This window comes from Hyphomonas sp. J20-32, from assembly GCF_055808555.1.
This window is the reverse complement of the sequence record NZ_CM147873.1, coordinates 2,970,194-2,987,199: the sequence shown is the minus strand read 5'-3', so window position 1 is coordinate 2,987,199 and position 17,006 is coordinate 2,970,194. Positions and strand designations below refer to the sequence as shown.

The following is a 17,006-nucleotide window of genomic DNA, read 5'->3' as shown; positions in this document are numbered from 1 at the left end:
ACCCGGAGCCGCCTTGATCGGGGTCAAGCTAGATGATCTCGGTGGCAAATTCCTCGTAGTCGATGAGAATCTCGGCGCCCGGCGCAATTGCACGGTTGGCCGAGAGGGTGACGGTCTGTGCGGCAGCGTCGACCGCGAAATCGGCATTGGCCTTCGGGCTGTGATTGCACATGGAGATTTCTCCGAAGGCGACCGCTGCGCGCATCTCGCCGGATTCGTTCTCATCGACGTAAAATACGTAATGATGGAGCAAGGTGGAGCGCACTGTGGCGGTATCCTCCTGCGAAAGGATCAGAAGCGGGTAGACGGCGATGACGTCTCCGGCACCGATAGCGGCCGCTGCGAACAGGCCGCGACCGTGAAAGGGAGAATCTTTTACCTCGACGCACGAGGCCTGAGCAGGATGGGGCATGCGCGGCTATCTAGCACAGCTGTTCGCGGGCGCTATTCGGATTCTGCGTCGTCTGTCGTTTCCGGTTCTGGCGCCTTGGCCTTGGAATCCCACTTGTGGATAGACTTGATCATGCAGCGCTGCACGCCGAATCCGGTATCGTCGTGGAATCCTGCAATGGAATCGGACGTAATGATGTGATCGCCCTTGCTGAGGCAGCCAGTTGTGGAGTCGACGGCGAGCTGCTGGGCCTGGTCGAGATTGAAGCAGTTGCCATAGACTTCGATGAGATAGTCGTCCCGGCCTTTCGAGATCACCACCGTATCGTCCGTGGCATCGTGGAAACCGGAAATGGTCGAGGCGAAGCACACCTTCTTGACCTCCTCACCTAGGCGGGGGTCGCCGGCGAACTGGGCGACACCTTTCGGCTTGGGATCGCCTGCCGGATGGCTGGTGCAGGCGGCGAGGACGGCTGAGGCGAGCAGGAGGGGAATCAGGCGCATGTCATATCCTTTGGGAGGCGATGGAAACCGTAGCCATAAGGGCTTTTGCTCCATCGTGAATTGATGCGCCTCAAGCCGGAAACTGACAAGCGCGGTCACGGAGACTTGAACTTTCCCCTCAAGCCGTCATAGCAGGCGGGCAGATTTCTTCACGGGATTTCCTATGACCGACTTGACCAAACTCACCCTCGCTGCAGCGCTTGATGGCCTGAAAGCCAAACAGTTTTCGTCGCGCGAGATCACCCAGGACTTCGTGAACGCCATTGAGGGCGCCCGGGTCCTGAACGCTTTTGTCGTGGAGACGCCGGAAAAGGCGCTGGCCATGGCCGACGCGTCGGATGCCAAACTGGCCAAGGGCACGGGCGGCAGGCTGGAAGGCGCGCCGCTGGGGATCAAGGACCTGTATTGCACCAAGGGCGTGCGCACGACGGCGTGCAGCGGCATCCTCGGCGAATTCACCCCGACCTATGAATCCACCGTCACGCAGAACCTGTGGGACGAAGGCGCGGTCATGCTGGGCAAGCTCAACATGGACGAATTCGCCATGGGCTCGTCGAACGAGACGTCCAAATTCGGCAACGTTATCAACCCGTGGCGCCGGGATGGCGACAATCAGGGCCTGACACCGGGCGGCTCGTCGGGCGGGTCGGCAGCTTCCGTGGCTGCTGATCTTTGCCTCGCGGCGACAGCGTCCGACACCGGCGGATCGATCCGCCAGCCTGCTGCATTCACGGGCACTGTGGGCATCAAGCCGACCTATGGCCGTGCCAGCCGCTACGGCATGGTGGCGTTTGCCTCCTCGCTCGACCAGGCCGGACCAATTGCCAAGACCGTGGAAGACAGCGCCATCCTGCTGGAAGTGATGTGCAGCCACGACGACAAGGATTCGACCTCGCTGGACGTGGAAACGCCGGACTGGCGCAGCGACGTGACCAAGGGCGTCAAAGGCATGCGCATCGGCATTCCCAAGGAATACCGGATGGACGGTATGTCGGAAGAGATCGACGCGCTGTGGGAGCAGGGCATTGCCTGGCTGAAGGCGGCCGGGGCGGAGATTGTCGATATCAGCCTGCCGCACACGAAATACGCGCTGCCAGCCTACTACATCGTTGCACCGGCCGAGGCCTCGTCCAACCTCGCGCGCTATGACGGCATGCGCTATGGCGCGCGCGTCGAGGGCAACAACCTGACGCAGACCTATGAGGGCACGCGGGCTGGCGGCTTCGGCAAGGAAGTGCAGCGGCGCCTGCTGATCGGCACCTATGTGCTCTCCAGCGGCTATTACGACGCCTATTACCTGCGCGCGCAGAAGGTGCGGACCAAGATCCTCAACGATTTTGTCGAGGCCTTTGAAAGCTGTGACGCGGTGCTGACGCCGACCTGTCCTTCGCCCGCTTTTGCCTTTGGCGAAAAGAGCGGCGACCCGGTGGAAATGTATCTCAACGACGTGTTCACGGTGACGGCGAACCTTGCCGGCCTGCCGGGCATTTCCGTGCCAGCGGGACTGTCGAAGAACGGCCTGCCACTGGGCCTGCAGGTGATCGGCAAAGCGCTGGACGAGGCGGCCTGTTTCCGCGTCGGCGGCGAACTGGAACGTGCAGCCGGGTTCGTGACGAAGCCGGGCCGCTGGTGGTAGGCTCGCGCGCATGACACGCTTCTTTGCTCTCTTCGGTATCATGCTCATCATCTGTCTCGCCCTGATGTGGGGGATGCTGGAGCAGAACGGGTATGACCTGTTCGCGGCCGAAATGCGCATGATGCTGGTGGTGGTGTTTCTGGTTGCCGCCTATGTCGCGTTCCGGATTTCGCGCATCCTGCAGCGGCGTGCCGAGCGCGAGCAGGACGGCTCGCCCCTGAAAGGCGCTCAAAAATCCAAACTGCTTGGCCTGTTCGGCGGCAAGAGCGAGGCGCAGCAGGCGCGCGAGGCGCGGGTGGCCGCGCGGCGCAAGAAGCTGGTGGCCGAGGGCAAGCTGGAAGACGAGGCACCGCGACCTGAGCCGGAAATTGCGCCGAACTCCTGAAGGCGAAGTGCCAACCCGCGTGCCGCAGTCGGCCTCTGTGGCAGATCGCATGGCGGCGCGGCGCGAGCGCTATCGGCGCGCCAAGGAAGACGGCAAGATCTGAGGCGTCAGGCTGTCGCGGGCTTCAGCCGGACCGGCACAGCGCGGGGGCTGGCCTGAATTCCGGCGCCGATTTTCGTGCCGCCGCCGGACCCCTCATCCTCGTCATCATCGTCCTGCGACCGTTCGGTGATGCGCGAGAGATAGATGCCGACGCCGACAAGGCCGCCAATCGGGCCGAATTGCAGCATCATGGCCGCAATGAAGACGACCGGAATGTCGAGTTTCAGGTTGCCGAGTGCCACAAGCACGAGAAACAGGCCCACCGCGCCAAGCAGGAGCCCGCCGGCGAAACCGGCAATCAAGTGCTTCAGGAAACCACGGACAATCGGGCGCTCTGTGTCGCCTGAGCCGTCCAGGATCATCTTGAACAACATCGCTTTTTCTCCGCGCAGGCCGCTGCGCTTGCCGCATTTTCAGTCAAAGGCGCGAAAAAGGAAAGGCGACAGGCCGACGCGCGGTCATGTCCGCTCGACAGGCCGGGCCGCATGCCGTTAGAAGGACGCTTGGTTTGAATCGGTTATAAAGGCAGGTCATGTCAGCGCGCACTCCTTACGTACTCAAAGGCGATACCGGCGACTGGGAAGTCGTCATGGGGCTGGAGATCCACGCGCAGGTGGCCTCGAACGCCAAGCTGTTCTCGGGCGCCTCGACGGCGTTCGGCGCCGACCCGAACTGCAATGTCTCGCTGGTCGATGCCGCGATGCCGGGCATGCTGCCGGTGATCAACCGGAAATGCGTCGAACAGGCGATCCGCACGGGCCTCGGCCTGAAGGCGGAGATCAATCATTACAGCCGGTTCGACCGGAAGAATTATTTCTATCCGGACCTGCCGCAGGGCTACCAGATCAGCCAGTTTGCCCATCCGATTGTCGGCGAAGGCGAGATCGATGTCGACGTCGAGCCCGCGCATGGCGGCGAGGCCTACAGCTTTGCCTGCCGGATCGAGCGCCTGCACCTGGAACAGGATGCCGGCAAGTCGATCCACGACATGGACCCGAACTCGACCTATGTGGACCTCAACCGGTCCGGCGTGGCGCTGATGGAAATCGTGTCGAAGCCGGACGTCCGCTCGCCCGCCGAGGCAGCCGCCTATGTGAAGAAGATCCGCGCCATCGTGATAGCGCTCGGCACCTGTGACGGCGACATGGACAAGGGCAATCTGCGCGCCGACGTGAACGTGTCGGTCTGCAAGCCGGGCCAGTACGAGAAATTCCGCGAGACGGGCGATTTCAGCCATCTCGGCACGCGCTGCGAGCTGAAGAACATGAACTCGTTCCGCTTCATCCAGCAGGCGATCGAGTATGAGGCCCGCCGCCAGATCGAGATCATCGAGGGCGGCGGCACAGTCGACCAGGAAACGCGCCTGTTCGACCCGGTGAAGGTCGAGACGCGCTCGATGCGGTCGAAGGAAGACGCGCACGATTACCGCTATTTCCCGGACCCGGACCTGCTGCCGCTGGAAATCGAGCAGGCCTGGATCGACGAGATCAAGGCGAGCCTGCCGGAACTGCCGGACCAGAAGCGCGCGCGGTTTGTCTCCGAGTACGGCATTTCGCACTATGATGCCGGCGTGCTGATCGCGGATGCCGACAAGGCCGAATATTTCGAGACCGTGGCCAAGGGCCGCGACGCAAAACTCGCCGCCAACTGGGTGACGCAGGAACTGTTCGGCTACCTGAACAAGGAAGGCCTCGAGCTGGCTGACAGCCCGGTTTCGGCCGAGGCGCTGGGCGGGCTGATCGCGCTGATCAGCGACGAGACGATCAGCGGCAAGATCGCCAAGGACGTGTTCGCGCGCATGATTGCGGGCGAGGGCGAAGCGGCGGCGATTGTCGAGAAGCATGGCCTGAAACAGGTGACCGATACCGGCGCCATCGAGAAGGTGGTCGACGAGATCATCGCGGCCAACCCGGAACAGGTCGAGAAGGTGAAAGACAAGCCCCAGACGCTCGGCTGGTTCGTTGGTCAGGTGATGAAAGCCTCGGGCGGCAAGGCCAACCCGAAGGCGGTGAACGAGATACTCAAGGCGAAGCTGGGGCTTTAGAGCTTCGCGCCGCCCTCTCCCAGAGGGCGAGGGGGCTTTGATAGCTATAGCGCCGCCCGAATCCGCGCCGCCAGTTTCTCCAGTTCGCCCATGTCGGCCATGCCGCCGCTGCTGTGGCGGCCGAGGGCGATGCCCTCCTTGCGGGGAATGATGTGGAAGTGCAGGTGGTAGACGGTCTGCCCGGCGGGGGCGCCGTTGAACTGGGTGACGACGAGGCCATCCGGCGTGAGGGCGGCTTCGACGGCCTGAGTGACCTTCTGCACGGCCAACATGTAGGGCCCGAGTTTTTCCGGCGGCATGTCGAGCAGGTTGCGGGCCGTGACACCTTTCGGGACGACCAGCGTATGGCCTTCGGCCTGCGGGAAGACATCCATGAAGGCGAGGGCGACATCGTCCTCGTAGATTTTCACGGCAGGCATTTCCCCGCGCAGGATTTTCGCGAAGATGTTGGACGGGTCGTAAGTGTCGTGAAGGGTCATGAAGGATCGTTACTTTCTGTTTCACGCAGTCTAGCCGCGCGTCGGACTTCGAACATTTCGTTCCAGGTTATCAGGACCAGCATCAAAAGAAAAAGCAAACCGGCCAGGATATTGCTCAGGTCGGGCGGCTTTGCGATTGTCGGCCCCAGCTCATACTTCGGGACAACCATTTCGTCTGGTTTCGGCCACCAGTCCGGCGGCACAAGCTTCAAAGCCAACCACAGGGTGGCAATGCCAAGCAAATCAGCCACCCCGAACCAGATGGCTAAGCCTGTCCAAACGCGCCAATATCTGCGGCGATGGACCGGGTCTGCCGTTTCACCCGTGGCTTCGAACAGCCGCTCTTCGGCAGTCTGGAACATCTCGTTGAGATGTGCTTTGGCAGGCTCTAGTTGTGACGCAGGGATGCGGACCTGAATTCCTCCTAGAGCGGGGACAAGATACCATTCCAGCGTTGCGTGGTTGAGGTTGTCGATGGCAGCATCGAAACCGGCGTCCTGTAGTGCCGAACAGACCACAAAGGCTTCCTCGACACGGCTATAGTTGAGCAAAACGACAGATGGACTCATCCGTCTTTCTTAAACGGCGTTCTATCTGTGAGATAGTCCATGTCGGATTCAACCACGTCGCGTTCGCGGGTGAGGTAGTCGGCGACGGCATTGCGCAGGCCCGGATGGGCGATCCAGTGGGCAGAGCGGGTGAGGACGGGGACATAACCGCGCGCGAGCTTGTGGCCGCCCTGCGCGCCCGCCTCGACATATTGCAGGCCGCGTTCAATCGCGAAGTCGATGGCCTGATAGTAGCAGGTCTCGAAATGCAGCATCGGGCGATGGTCGCTGCAGCCCCAGTAGCGGCCATAGAGCGTGTCGGAGCCGATCAGGTTCATGGCGCCCGCGATGGGCTCGCCATCTTCCATGGCGAAGATGAAGAGCAGGTCGTCGGCCATGCGCTCGCGCAGCAGGGAGAAGGCCTTGCGGGTGAGATAGGGCGAGCCCCATTTGCGGCTGCCGGTGTCCATGTAGAAATGGTAGAAATAGTCGAGATGGTCCTCGGTGATCGCATCGCCGGTGAGGTGGACGAAGGCGAGCCCTTCCTGCGCCTTCGCGCGCTCCTTGCGCAGGTTCTTGCGCTTGGCCGAGGAGAGCGCAGCGAGGAAGTCGTCGAACGTGCCATAGCCGTCATTCTCCCAGCGGAATTGCTGGTCGGTGCGCGACAGGAGCCCGGTATTGGCCAGTATCTCTGCGTCCTCGGGAACGAGGAAATTGATGTGCAGCGAGGAGAGGTTGTTTTCCTCGGCCAGCTGGATGGCGCCCGTCAGGAGAGCCGCCTTGAGCTGGGCCTCGTCGGGGCCCTTGGGCACGAGGCGGCGGCGGCCGGTGACCGGAGTGAAGGGCACGGCGGCAAGCAGCTTGGGGTAATAGGCGCCGCCCGCGCGTTCATAGGCGTCGGCCCAGCTCTGGTCGAACACGAACTCGCCGCGCGAGTGCATCTTGGCATAGAGCGGCATGGCGGCACGCAGCCTGCCATTGTCGCCGCGGATGAGCAGGTGGCGCGGGACCCAGCCCGTGTTCGGTGTGGCCGCGCCGGAGCTTTCCATGGCTTCGAGGAATTCCCATGACAGGAACGGATCGTAGCGTTCACCGGGCGGATTGGCGACAGCGTTCCACTCTTGCGGAGACACGTCGGCAAGCGCCGGGACGATGGTGATCTTGAGCGCGCTGTCGTCCATGCCCGTCAATCTAGGGCGCGTGGCATCAGGATGCCAGCGGTACGGGCAGGTGTTCGAAGATTGCCGCGCCGTTGAGGAGGCGGATGCGGCGCAGGTCTGCCATGGAACGTATCGTCCAGACGACGAAGGGCAGGCTGCCGGCCAAGGATACGGCGGCGCGTTCAGCATCGGCAACATTGATCGCGAGATAGTCGACCTTGCGGTCGATCGCCCGGGCAAGCTTGGCGTCGAATTCCGCCGCGCTGGTACGATGGATGGGCTCGATCAGCTGGCCGCGCATCAGGCCCTCCGGCAAGGCATCGACGGCAGCCTCATCAAAGCTCATTGCGGCGGCCGGTCCGATATGGCCAGCCAGCTGTTCGCCGACCGTGCGGGCGAAAACTGCTGGGTCGGTGTTGCCGTCAATCTTCATTTCCGTCAGCAGCGGCAGGTTATTGGGCCAGATGTCGAGCAGGGCCGCCAGTGTGGGAACGGGCTGGTCTGTGCCGGACAGGCGCAGCTCGGATAGGGCCGGCATGTCCAGGGCCTCGAACGTGCCCCGGGCGCTGGTCATGCGGGACAGCTTGGGATCGTGGAAGACCATGACCTCGCCGGACCTGGACGGGCGCACATCGTATTCGATGCCTAGGCCGGCTTCGGCGGCGGCCTTGAAGGCAGCGAGGGAGTTTTCGGGCGGTCCTTCGGGCGACCAGAGGCCGCGATGGGCATAGGTGTAGGCGTTCAGGTCAAAGTGCCGGGCCATCGCGCATTATCCCGTGATTTCGAAGATGCCATCAACTTCAACGGCGACGCCCATGGGCAGGACCGGGCAGGCGACGGCGGACCGCGCATGGCGCCCGGCATCGCCGAAGACTTCGACCATCAGGTCCGAACAGCCATTGATGACCTGGGGGATGTCGGTGAAGTGCGGCGCGGCGTTGACGAAGCCGCCGAGTTTCACGACGCGCTTGATGCGGGACAGGTCGCCGACGGCGGCCTTGCACTGGGCGATCAGGTTGATGCCGCACTGGCGGGCAGCATGCTGGGCGGCGGAGAGTTCCATGTCTTCGCCGACGCGGCCATTGATCCGGCCGGTCGCAGTCGCGCTGACCTGACCTGACACGAAGAGCAGGTTCCCGGTGATGACGAAAGGCACATAGGTGGCGACGGGCTTCATGGGCGCGGACAGTTCGATGCCCAGCGCGTCAAGGCGGTCTTCTGGCGTAGTCATTGAAGGATCAGCTCCGGTTGCGACGGGGTTTGCAGGAGATGCATGCCGCAGGTCGCGGCATGGGGCAAGTCAGCTCTCATTTTCGCGGGCCTTCGCAATTCGCGCAGCGCGACCCGTGACGACAGCGTCCTTGCCGAATTTGGCGCGAGCGGCATCGGACGCCCGCTCGGCGGCGGCCCGCTTGGCGATGCTCGGGTCGAGCAGGTCGACCGTGTCGGCGCGGTGGTCGTCGAGCCCGGTGAGGCCGATGCCGATGAGGCGGAAGCGTTCGCGGCCATTGGCTTCGCGGGCGAGCAGAGGGCGGCCGGCGCGGAAGATTTCCTGTGCGAGCTGGGTCGGTTCGCCCAGCGAGACCCGCCGGGTGAGCGCGCGGAAATTGCTGGTCTTCAGTTTCAGCGTGACGACGACGCCGACCACGCCCGCGGCCTTGGCACGGTCGGCCGTCTTGACGCAGAGTTGCCAGAGCTGGTCTTCGAGGGCGCCGGGGTCGCTGATGTCCGTGCGGAACGTGGTCTCGCTGGAAACCGACTTGCGCTCTTCGTCATTGCGTACCGGGCGCGTGTCCTGTCCGTGGGCGCGCTGTTTCAGCCACATGCCCGTCTCGCCGTAGCGGCCGATCAGGGCTTTCAGTTCGGCATTCTGTATGTCCTTGACCGTATCGAAGCCGTCGCGGGCGAGTTTCTCGGCGAATTTCGGTCCGACACCATGCAGGAAGTCGATGGGTTTCGGGCCCAGCAGGGCCTCGGCTTCTTCGGGCGCAATCACGGCAAAGCCGCGCGGCTTGTCGAGTTCGCTGGCGGTCTTGGCGAGGAACTTGTTCGAGGACAGGCCGATGGAGACGGTAATGCCGACATCGCGCTCGATGTCGCGGGCGAGCCGGGCGAGACTGACCGCTGGCGGCGCATGGTGGACGGTTTCAGTGCCGGAGAGGTCCATATAGGCCTCGTCGATCGAGACCGGCTGGACCAGCGGGGTGAGGGCATCCATCTTTTCGCGGATCAGGGCAGCGGCTTCGCGGTATTTGGCGAAATTCGATCCGATGACCACGGCATCTGGGCAGAGCTTCAGGGCTGTGAACATGGGCATGGCAGAGCGTACGCCATAGAGCCGGGCAATGTAGCAGCAGGTCGAGACGACGCCGCGCTGGCCGCCGCCAACGATCACCGGCTTGTCCTTGAGGCTGGGATCGTCGCGTTTCTCGACGGCCGCGAAGAAAGCGTCGCAATCCATATGGGCAATGCTGAGCCGGGTCAGAGCGGGATGCGACAGGACCCGGCCCCGTCCGCAGCTGGAACAGGCTTTGGCAGCACCGGCCTGCAGCTGCAGGCAATCGCGGCAAAGTGCATACATGACGGGGATGTTCATGGCATGTTCCGCGCCATGGGGCAATGAAGCGTGCAACCTTGCGTAAAGCGGTGTTAAGCATTTGGGGTATAGCTGGGAAGGATTGGTTACCTGCCGTCCGAATCATTAGCAATTACGGGGAATTATGGCTGAGAAGCGCACCAGGAAAGTACTGGTTGTTGAGGACAATGAACTCAACATGCGGCTCTTCTGTGACTTGCTGGACGCCTATGGATTCGCAACCTACCAGTGCCGCGATGGCGCCAAGGCGGTTGAAATCGCGCGGCGCGAGCTTCCCGATCTCATCATCATGGATATCCAGCTGCCGGAAGTGTCGGGCCTCGACATCACCCGCTGGCTGAAGGACGACGACAAGGTGGCGCATATTCCGGTGCTCGCCGTGACGGCCTTTGCCATGCGCGCCGACGAACAGCGCGTGCGCGAAGCCGGTTGCGAAGGCTACCTCTCCAAACCGATCCAGATCATGACCTTTATCAAGGCGGTGGAATCGCTGATGCCGAAGGAGCCGGCATGAGCGCTCGAATCCTGGTTGTTGATGACATCGAAGCCAATCGCCGCCTGCTGCAGGCCAAGCTGGAGGCGCAGTATTTTACCGTGATGCATGCCGAGAACGGCCAGCAGGCACTGGATATTGCGCGGGCGGAACTGCCAGAGATCATCCTGCTCGACGTGATGATGCCGGGCATGGACGGATACGAGACGTGCAAGCGCCTGAAGGCGGATCCGCGCACGTCCTTCATTCCGGTCGTGATGGTGACGGCGCTTAGCGATTCTGAAGACCGGGTCAGGGGCCTGGACGTTGGCGCAGAAGACTTCCTGACCAAGCCGGTGGACGATTTTGCGCTGATGGCGCGCGTGGGTGCGCTTTTGCGGTACAATGCGGTCGCCTCGGAATTGCGCCAGCGACAGGCTAGCGGCCTGAGGTCCGGCGCGGTGGAAGTAATCAGCGACGAAGAACTCAGCCGCCCGTCGCGCGTTTTCATAATCGACGACAATCCCCGCACGTCCCTGCGCATGGCCAACATGTTGCGGGACGCCGGTCATGTCGCGACGACCCTGCTGGAAGCGGGCGACATGTCGAACCTGGGCGAGATGGGCGTCGATATCCTCATCCTGTCGATCTCGTCGCAATCCTTTGATGCCCTGAAGCTGTGCGCGCATTTCAAGATGACCGAATCGACGCGCTCGATTTCGATCATCCTCGTCTGCGACCAGTCGGAACGGCTGAAGGCGGGCAAAGGCCTTGATATCGGTGCGAGCGATGTGATCATTTCGCCGGTCGACCGGCAGGAACTGATGGCGCGGGTGCGTACGCAAACGCGGCGTTCCCGCTATATCGACGTGCTGCGCAAACGCGTGGACCGCGGCCTGGAACTGTCGGTGATCGACCAGCTGACCGGGCTCTACAATCGCCGCTACATGGTGAGCCAGCTGCAGCAGGTGATGCATCGCTCCGTCATTGGCGGCAAGCCGGTGTCGGTTGTGATGTGCGATATTGACCATTTCAAATCGGTCAACGACACCTATGGCCATGATGTCGGCGACGAGGTGCTGGTCGAATTGGCCAATCGCCTGCGGGAAAACGTGCGGCCGATGGATATCGTCTGCCGTCCGGGCGGCGAGGAATTCCTCGTCATCATGCCGGACACGCCGGGCGACCTTGCCTGCGCTGCCGCCGAACGCATTCGCCGCGCGGTGGCTAGCGCGCCCTTCCATGTCAGTTCCGGACGGCGCGACATATCGATCACGCTGAGTGCCGGCGTGTCGACCATTACAGGTGACCAGGACACGATGGCCGACCTCACCAAACGGGCCGATACGGCGCTCTACCAGGCCAAGACCGCGGGCCGGAACCGCGTCGAGAGCATCGCCGCCTGATTGACTCGTTCGCTGGCGCAGGCCACCTGCACGTCTCGTTTGGCTGATGCAGGGGCAAGGACATGACAGACCGCTTTGCCGCTTTCCGGCACCTGTCCTACAGCCGTTATTTCACGTCACGTTTCTTTACTGCCTTTGCCGCGCAGATCGTATCGGTGTCTGTGGCCTGGCAAATCTATGACCAGACCCAGAACCCGATCTATCTCGGCTGGATCGGACTGGTGCAGTTCCTGCCGGCGCTACTGCTTGTGTTCGTGACGGGGCTGGCCGCCGACACGTTCGGGCGACGGCTGGTCATGGGTCTGGCGATCCTGACGGAGATGGCGTGTGCGGCGGGCATCCTGGTCCTGGCCGCAACACAGCAATTCCATCCGGTCTGGGTGCTGGGAATTCTCACCGTGTTCGGTGTGGCCCGGGCCTTCCTGTCACCGGCCTCGGCGAGCCTTGCGGTGAATGTCGTGCCCCGGGAAGACTTTGCCAATGCCGTCGGCTGGACGGCGTCTGCCTGGCAGATGGCCTCGATCATCGGGCCGGTGGCGGGCAGCCTGCTGTACGGTGTGGCGCCCGAGATTGCCTATTCGACAGCTGTCGTCCTGTTTGCCGTGGCCGGCACGCTGATTTTCTCGATCCCGAAGCCGCCGCAGAATGTCAGCAGCGAGCCCAAGACGCTCAGCATGGTGCTGGGCGGGTTCACCTATGTCTGGAAGCAGAAGATCGTCCTGGGGGCGATCTCGCTGGACCTGTTTGCCGTGCTGCTGGGCGGCGCCGTGGCGCTGATGCCGGTCTATGCGCGCGATATCCTGGAAGTCGGCGAAACGGGGCTTGGCCTGATGCGCGCGGCGCCGGGGATCGGGGCGCTGATCGTGACCGGGGTCATCACGGCGTTCCCGATCCGTGACCATGCCGGGATCATCCTGTTTGCCTGCGTGGCGCTGTTCGGCATTTCGACGGTCGTGTTCGGACACTCGACGCTGGCCTGGCTGTCGATCCTGGCGCTGGTCGGTGTCGGCGCGTTCGACATGGTGTCGGTCTATATCCGCGAAATCCTGTTGCAGCTCTGGACCCCGGACCAGGTGCGCGGCCGGGTGAATGCGGTCAATTCCATCTTCCTCGGCGCGTCGAACGAGCTTGGCGAGGCGCGGGCCGGGTTCATGGCGGCCAAGTGGGGTGCGGTGTTTACTGTCGTGGCCGGGGGCTATGCCGCAGTCGGTATCGCCGCAGCCTGGTCTGTCCTGTTCCCGGGTATCCGCAAGGCGCGCAACCTGCACGACGGCAATCCGGACGGGTGAGTCCAAAAAAGCAAAAAGCCCGCTCTTGCGAACGGGCTCTGCAAAAAACTACCGAAAAACAGGATCTTACTTGATCTTGCCTTCCTTGAAGTCGACGTGCTTCTTGACGATCGGGTCGTACTTTTTCAGCACGAGCTTTTCGGTCTTCGTGCGCGGGTTCTTCTTGGTGACATAGAAGAATCCGGTGTCGGCCGTCGAGTTGAGGCGGATCTTGATGGTGGCTGGTTTGGCCATGGGATTGGCTCGCTTGTGCTAGCGTCTGAAACTGGAAAGCGGCTTAATGGCGGGGCCCGGAGGCGAAGTCAAGCTGTGTTCCTGCGCTAAAGCCTGTCCGAGATATGTCCCTTGCGGGTCCAGCGCAGGAAAGGCGGGCCCTTGCGGGCCTTGGGCCGGGCCAGGCGTTCGTCGATTTCGTCCAGCATGAACCGCGTGACCGAGGGCAGGTCGAGGTCCATCGAGTCCTTGATGGTGACCCATTGCAGGTCTGACAGCTCGGCGCCGTCGACCGGGGGGCGTTCATCAATCAGGGCATCTTCGGCGTCAGCCATGAAGAATCGGGCGTCGAAGCGCTTGGGCCGGTAGGGCGGCGTGATGGCGCGGCCGATGAACTGGAAGGATTCCAGGCAGGGCATGACGCCTTCGCCAAAATAGCGGTGCCAGCCCTGGGGCGGCTTGCCTTTGGCTTCTCCGGCACGGCCGACGATCAGTCCGGTCTCCTCGAAGGTCTCGCGAATAGCGGTTAGCGCGAACGCATGCGGCGCCCGGCGGGTGCCGATGGCGAGCTTGCTTGCAACCGGAGTGGAGAGTCGGGTGAGGGTGGGCGCGCGGGCGTCGTGTGGATCAACCTTGCCGCCCGGAAAGACATACTTTTCAGGCATGAAACTATGGCCGCCGGAGCGCTTGCCGAGCAGGACGCGGGGCACCGGGCCGTCCTGCCGGACGAGGATCAGCGTGGCAGCATCCTTCGGGCGCGGGCTGCGCTGGTTGGTGAGGATGACGTCGCCGTCGTCCTCCTTGTCATAGGCCGATTTGAATCCCGGCAGACCCTTGCTCATCTCTTCGGACCCTTCGCCTTGCTTTTTCTCTTATGCTTGGGGAGCGTCTTCTTGTTGAACTTTGGCTTGCCGGAGCGCGGCGGTCCACCCTTACGGCGGGGAACGTGGCCGATGTCCATGGCGCGGCGCTGCTCGGCGCGACCCTCGGGAGCGGGGAGCGGCTCGGACAGCATTTCGAGCAGGAGCCCGCCTTGCAGGGGCGTGACCTCGCGCAGCTTCACCCGCACGATCTGGCCGAGGCTGTAGGTCTTGCCTGATCCGCGCGCATAGAGCGCCATCGCGGCCGTGTCCTGCACCCAGTAATCGTTGGAGATTGACGAGATCGGGATGAAGCCGTCAGCCCCGACACCGGCCAGCTGGACGAACAGGCCGGATCCGGTGACGCCGGTAATGCGGCCCTCGAATTCGACGCCGACGCGGTCTTTCAGGAAGATCGCGAGGTAGCGGTCTGTGGCCTCACGTTCGGCCGCCATGGAGCGGCGCTCGGTATCGGAAATGTGCTGGGCGGTCTGCTCGAGCTGCGAAGCGGCTTCCTTGCTGAGGCCATCCGGGCCGAGCTTCAGCGACGAGATCAGCGCGCGGTGGACGATGAGATCGGCATAGCGGCGGATGGGCGATGTAAAGTGGGCATAGCGCACGAGATTGAGGCCGAAATGGCCGAGGTTTTCCTCGCTATAGATGGCCTGTGCCTGCGTGCGCAGGATCATCTGGGTGACCATCTGGTCGTATTCGCCGTCCTTCAGTTCGCCGATCAGCTTGTTGAACTTGTGCGTCTGCGGCCGTTCGCCGATCGTCCATTTCAGCTCGATCGTTTGCAGGAACTCGGCAAAGGCCGCGATCTTGGCATCGGTCGGCGTGTCGTGCACGCGGTAGATGAGCGGGCTTTTCTGACGCTCCAGAGTTTCGGCCGCGGCGACATTGGCCTGGATCATGAACTCTTCGATCAGGCGGTGCGCCTCAAGGCGCTCCTTCGTGAAGATGCCTTCAATCTCTCCCTTGTCGTCGAACTGGATGCGCCGCTCGGGCAGGTCGAGATCGAGCGGGGCGCGCTTGTCGCGGGCCTTGCAGAGCGCGCCATAGGCGCCCCACAGCGGCTTCAGGACGGGTTCCAGCAACTCGCCGGCCTTGCCGCCGGGCTTGCCGTCAATGGCGGCCTGCGCCTCTTCATAGGACAGCTTGGCAGCGGATTTCATCATCCCGCGAATGAAGCGGTGCGAGCGCTTGTGGCCGTCCGTGCCGAAGATCATCTCGACAGCGAGCGTGCAGCGCGGTTCGCCTTCCCTCAACGAGCATTCGTCGGCCGAGAGTTCGAATGGCAGCATGGGCACGACGCGGTCGGGGAAATAGGTCGAGTTGCCGCGCTTGAGCGCTTCCTTGTCGAGGGGCGAGCCCTCGGTGACATAGGCGGCGACATCGGCAATGGCGACGATCACGCGCCAGCCATCGTCGAGCTTTTCGGCATAGACGGCATCGTCATGGTCGCGCGCGTCATGCGGATCGATGGTGATGAGCGGGATCTGGGTCAGGTCTTCGCGCGTCGACGGGGCCGGCACGGCGTCGCCAGCCTGGTCGAGTGCGGCCCGCGGGAACTCGGTCGGGATGTCATGCGCGTGGATCGCGAGCAGGCTGGCCGAGCGCGGGTCAGTGATGTGGCCGATGATCTCGGTTATCTCGCCAAGCTCGGGGCCATAGTGGCGGCGGCCCTGCGGCTTGGGTTCGGCGATCACGAGGTCGCCATCCTTGGCGCCGTGCGTGTCGGCCTCCTGGATCATGAATTCGCGGCGGTCCTTGCGGCTGGAGGGCGAGACCTTGCCGCCGCGCGGGCCGGTGGAATAGAGGCCGACGAGGCGGTCCGACAGGCGCTTTTCAAAGATCGTGATGGACCGGGCGCGCCATTCGCCGTCGCGTTCGCTGATCTTGCACAGCGCGCGATCGCCCACGCCGGGGGCCTTGGCCTTGGGCTTGCCGGACGGGCCCGCATAGACGATGTCGGGGCCGAAGGGGCCATTGTCGCCGACCGACTTGCCGATCAGGTCGCCATTCTTGTCGATACGGGTGAATTCGACGACGCCGGTGGGCGGCGGCCGGTCGGCCTGGGCCCAGGCGCGCTTGCCAGTGCGCTGGAGGGTGCCCTCGGCTTCGAGGTCCTTGAGGATGGCGCGCAGCACGTTGCGCTCCTCGCCCTTGACCCGGAGGCCCTTGGCGATGGCTTGTTTCGTGGTGGCGTCAGGATTGTCCCGGATGAAATCGAGGACGGTTTGCTTGTCTGGAAATGTCATAATCCGGCATATAAGGGATTCTTCGCCGAAATGCTTGTGGATAGTTCAGGTGGGTCGGGGTCACTCCACTCCCGGCAATCTCATCACATCCACGGGCGTCAGGGCAAATGAGCCTGCCTGCTCGCCCCATTCGCCAGTCAGGACTTCATAGTGGAGGTGGCGCGGGATGGTGTAGCTCGCCGTGTTGCCCATCACGCCGATGACCTGACCGGACAGGACCACCGAACCGACCTCCATGCCGTCGAAATTGTCGAGATGGGCATAGCGGGTAAAGACGCCCTGGCCATGGTCGATGACCAGCATGTTGCCGAAATCGGCGCGTGCGACGGCTTCGCGCACTATGCCGTCACCGGCAGCGTAGATGCTGACGGGATCGGGATTGTAGAGGTCGATGCCCGTATGGGTCTGTCCGTTTCGCGTGCCGAATCCGGAGGAGACGCAGGCCTGCTCGACCGGCGCGCGGGCGAGGCTGATGGCGTCGTTCACCTGAACGTGGGCGGTATAGCCAAGAATGTGCAGGCTGGCATCGCTGGGCGGCGCATTGGCGACCCCGAGCTTCGGGCAAAGCGACAGGGAGGCCGGAAAGGCGAAGGTTGGTGTTGGCGGTGGAGTTGTTGGGTCAGGCATAGGCGCCGTGACGGGCACTGGCTGCAGCGCGAAA

Annotated in this window: 19 protein-coding genes; 6 read left to right on the top strand and 13 right to left on the bottom strand. The window is 63.1% G+C overall.

Annotated elements, in window-relative coordinates; translation table 11 throughout:
- Positions 1-28: 28 nt before the first annotated feature.
- Complete coding sequence (locus tag AC0L7I_RS14420) at positions 29-412, bottom strand: SET domain-containing protein (RefSeq protein WP_473397125.1); 384 nt, start codon at positions 410-412, stop codon at positions 29-31.
- Positions 413-444: 32 nt separating this feature from the next.
- On the bottom strand, positions 445-894 hold the full coding sequence (locus AC0L7I_RS14415; RefSeq protein ID WP_473397124.1) for a DUF6491 family protein: 450 nt from the start codon (positions 892-894) through the stop codon (positions 445-447).
- A 163-nt stretch (positions 895-1,057) separates the two neighbouring features.
- On the opposite strand from AC0L7I_RS14415, the gene gatA reads away from it, so the two are divergent.
- Together gatA and AC0L7I_RS14405 are read left to right on the top strand one after the other, a co-directional pair.
- Positions 1,058-2,530, top strand: a complete 1,473-nt coding sequence (gene gatA / locus AC0L7I_RS14410; protein WP_473397123.1) for an Asp-tRNA(Asn)/Glu-tRNA(Gln) amidotransferase subunit GatA — start codon at positions 1,058-1,060, stop codon at positions 2,528-2,530.
- A 10-nt stretch (positions 2,531-2,540) separates the two neighbouring features.
- On the top strand, positions 2,541-2,915 hold the full coding sequence (locus tag AC0L7I_RS14405; protein WP_473397122.1) for a hypothetical protein: 375 nt from the start codon (positions 2,541-2,543) through the stop codon (positions 2,913-2,915).
- 107 nt (positions 2,916-3,022) lie between these two features.
- Here the strand turns inward: AC0L7I_RS14405 and AC0L7I_RS14400 are convergent, their stop codons facing one another.
- Positions 3,023-3,391, bottom strand: a complete 369-nt coding sequence (locus AC0L7I_RS14400; RefSeq protein WP_473397121.1) for a hypothetical protein — start codon at positions 3,389-3,391, stop codon at positions 3,023-3,025.
- A gap of 158 nt (positions 3,392-3,549) precedes the next feature.
- Between AC0L7I_RS14400 and gatB the strand changes: the two genes are divergently transcribed.
- Positions 3,550-5,061: an Asp-tRNA(Asn)/Glu-tRNA(Gln) amidotransferase subunit GatB gene (gene gatB, locus AC0L7I_RS14395; RefSeq protein ID WP_473397120.1), complete on the top strand. Its 1,512-nt coding sequence runs from the start codon at positions 3,550-3,552 to the stop codon at positions 5,059-5,061.
- A 44-nt stretch (positions 5,062-5,105) separates the two neighbouring features.
- Here gatB and AC0L7I_RS14390 read toward each other — a convergent pair whose 3' ends face one another.
- The 6 genes from AC0L7I_RS14390 to AC0L7I_RS14365 form a co-directional block, all read right to left on the bottom strand.
- Positions 5,106-5,540 (bottom strand): HIT family protein, encoded by a 435-nt coding sequence (locus AC0L7I_RS14390; protein WP_473397119.1) that lies wholly within the window; start codon positions 5,538-5,540, stop codon positions 5,106-5,108.
- Positions 5,537-6,109, bottom strand: a complete 573-nt coding sequence (locus AC0L7I_RS14385; RefSeq protein WP_473397118.1) for a hypothetical protein — start codon at positions 6,107-6,109, stop codon at positions 5,537-5,539. Before AC0L7I_RS14385 ends, AC0L7I_RS14390 begins: the two co-directional genes overlap by 4 nt.
- On the bottom strand, positions 6,106-7,269 hold the full coding sequence (locus AC0L7I_RS14380) for a GNAT family N-acetyltransferase (RefSeq protein WP_473397116.1): 1,164 nt from the start codon (positions 7,267-7,269) through the stop codon (positions 6,106-6,108). The genes AC0L7I_RS14385 and AC0L7I_RS14380 overlap by 4 nt, the downstream gene beginning before the upstream one ends.
- 25 nt (positions 7,270-7,294) lie before the next feature.
- A complete protein-coding gene (locus AC0L7I_RS14375; RefSeq protein WP_473397115.1) occupies positions 7,295-8,011 on the bottom strand; it encodes a glycerophosphodiester phosphodiesterase family protein in 717 nt (238 codons plus the stop codon).
- Between the two features lie 6 nt (positions 8,012-8,017).
- A complete protein-coding gene (locus tag AC0L7I_RS14370; protein WP_473397114.1) occupies positions 8,018-8,479 on the bottom strand; it encodes a RidA family protein in 462 nt (153 codons plus the stop codon).
- Between the two features lie 69 nt (positions 8,480-8,548).
- Positions 8,549-9,844 (bottom strand): DNA polymerase IV, encoded by a 1,296-nt coding sequence (locus AC0L7I_RS14365; RefSeq protein ID WP_473397113.1) that lies wholly within the window; start codon positions 9,842-9,844, stop codon positions 8,549-8,551.
- 124 nt (positions 9,845-9,968) lie between these two features.
- Here AC0L7I_RS14365 and AC0L7I_RS14360 point away from each other — a divergent pair, with 124 nt between their 5' ends.
- From AC0L7I_RS14360 to AC0L7I_RS14350, 3 genes are all read left to right on the top strand, one after another.
- On the top strand, positions 9,969-10,358 hold the full coding sequence (locus AC0L7I_RS14360) for a response regulator (protein ID WP_335594775.1): 390 nt from the start codon (positions 9,969-9,971) through the stop codon (positions 10,356-10,358).
- Positions 10,355-11,722 (top strand): PleD family two-component system response regulator, encoded by a 1,368-nt coding sequence (locus AC0L7I_RS14355; RefSeq protein WP_473397112.1) that lies wholly within the window; start codon positions 10,355-10,357, stop codon positions 11,720-11,722. Before AC0L7I_RS14360 ends, AC0L7I_RS14355 begins: the two co-directional genes overlap by 4 nt.
- Positions 11,723-11,784: 62 nt before the next feature.
- The gene (locus AC0L7I_RS14350) at positions 11,785-13,011 is read left to right on the top strand and encodes an MFS transporter (protein WP_473397111.1); all 1,227 of its coding nucleotides are present in this window, start codon (positions 11,785-11,787) and stop codon (positions 13,009-13,011) included.
- 66 nt (positions 13,012-13,077) lie between these two features.
- Here AC0L7I_RS14350 and rpmG read toward each other — a convergent pair whose 3' ends face one another.
- From rpmG to AC0L7I_RS14330, 4 genes are all read right to left on the bottom strand, one after another.
- A complete protein-coding gene (rpmG, locus tag AC0L7I_RS14345; RefSeq protein WP_473397110.1) occupies positions 13,078-13,245 on the bottom strand; it encodes a 50S ribosomal protein L33 in 168 nt (55 codons plus the stop codon).
- Positions 13,246-13,331: 86 nt separating this feature from the next.
- Positions 13,332-14,066: an NUDIX hydrolase gene (locus tag AC0L7I_RS14340; RefSeq protein ID WP_473397109.1), complete on the bottom strand. Its 735-nt coding sequence runs from the start codon at positions 14,064-14,066 to the stop codon at positions 13,332-13,334.
- A complete protein-coding gene (gene rnr / locus AC0L7I_RS14335; protein WP_473397107.1) occupies positions 14,063-16,345 on the bottom strand; it encodes a ribonuclease R in 2,283 nt (760 codons plus the stop codon). Before rnr ends, AC0L7I_RS14340 begins: the two co-directional genes overlap by 4 nt.
- 60 nt (positions 16,346-16,405) lie before the next feature.
- Complete coding sequence (locus tag AC0L7I_RS14330; protein WP_473397106.1) at positions 16,406-16,972, bottom strand: M23 family metallopeptidase; 567 nt, start codon at positions 16,970-16,972, stop codon at positions 16,406-16,408.
- Positions 16,973-17,006 lie beyond the last annotated feature (34 nt).

Coding starts and splice junctions, on each gene's coding strand:
- AC0L7I_RS14415 (WP_473397124.1), bottom strand. CDS start 894: ATGCGCCTGATTCCCCTCCTGCTCGCCTCAGCCGTCCTCGCCGCCTGC.
- rnr (WP_473397107.1), bottom strand. CDS start 16,345: ATGACATTTCCAGACAAGCAAACCGTCCTCGATTTCATCCGGGACAAT.
- gatB (WP_473397120.1), top strand. CDS start 3,550: ATGTCAGCGCGCACTCCTTACGTACTCAAAGGCGATACCGGCGACTGG.
- AC0L7I_RS14330 (WP_473397106.1), bottom strand. CDS start 16,972: ATGCCTGACCCAACAACTCCACCGCCAACACCAACCTTCGCCTTTCCG.
- AC0L7I_RS14365 (WP_473397113.1), bottom strand. CDS start 9,844: ATGAACATCCCCGTCATGTATGCACTTTGCCGCGATTGCCTGCAGCTG.
- AC0L7I_RS14405 (WP_473397122.1), top strand. CDS start 2,541: ATGACACGCTTCTTTGCTCTCTTCGGTATCATGCTCATCATCTGTCTC.
- AC0L7I_RS14375 (WP_473397115.1), bottom strand. CDS start 8,011: ATGGCCCGGCACTTTGACCTGAACGCCTACACCTATGCCCATCGCGGC.
- AC0L7I_RS14360 (WP_335594775.1), top strand. CDS start 9,969: ATGGCTGAGAAGCGCACCAGGAAAGTACTGGTTGTTGAGGACAATGAA.
- AC0L7I_RS14370 (WP_473397114.1), bottom strand. CDS start 8,479: ATGACTACGCCAGAAGACCGCCTTGACGCGCTGGGCATCGAACTGTCC.
- AC0L7I_RS14355 (WP_473397112.1), top strand. CDS start 10,355: ATGAGCGCTCGAATCCTGGTTGTTGATGACATCGAAGCCAATCGCCGC.
- gatA (WP_473397123.1), top strand. CDS start 1,058: ATGACCGACTTGACCAAACTCACCCTCGCTGCAGCGCTTGATGGCCTG.
- AC0L7I_RS14350 (WP_473397111.1), top strand. CDS start 11,785: ATGACAGACCGCTTTGCCGCTTTCCGGCACCTGTCCTACAGCCGTTAT.
- AC0L7I_RS14420 (WP_473397125.1), bottom strand. CDS start 412: ATGCCCCATCCTGCTCAGGCCTCGTGCGTCGAGGTAAAAGATTCTCCC.
- AC0L7I_RS14390 (WP_473397119.1), bottom strand. CDS start 5,540: ATGACCCTTCACGACACTTACGACCCGTCCAACATCTTCGCGAAAATC.
- AC0L7I_RS14340 (WP_473397109.1), bottom strand. CDS start 14,066: ATGAGCAAGGGTCTGCCGGGATTCAAATCGGCCTATGACAAGGAGGAC.
- AC0L7I_RS14380 (WP_473397116.1), bottom strand. CDS start 7,269: ATGGACGACAGCGCGCTCAAGATCACCATCGTCCCGGCGCTTGCCGAC.
- rpmG (WP_473397110.1), bottom strand. CDS start 13,245: ATGGCCAAACCAGCCACCATCAAGATCCGCCTCAACTCGACGGCCGAC.
- AC0L7I_RS14385 (WP_473397118.1), bottom strand. CDS start 6,109: ATGAGTCCATCTGTCGTTTTGCTCAACTATAGCCGTGTCGAGGAAGCC.
- AC0L7I_RS14400 (WP_473397121.1), bottom strand. CDS start 3,391: ATGTTGTTCAAGATGATCCTGGACGGCTCAGGCGACACAGAGCGCCCG.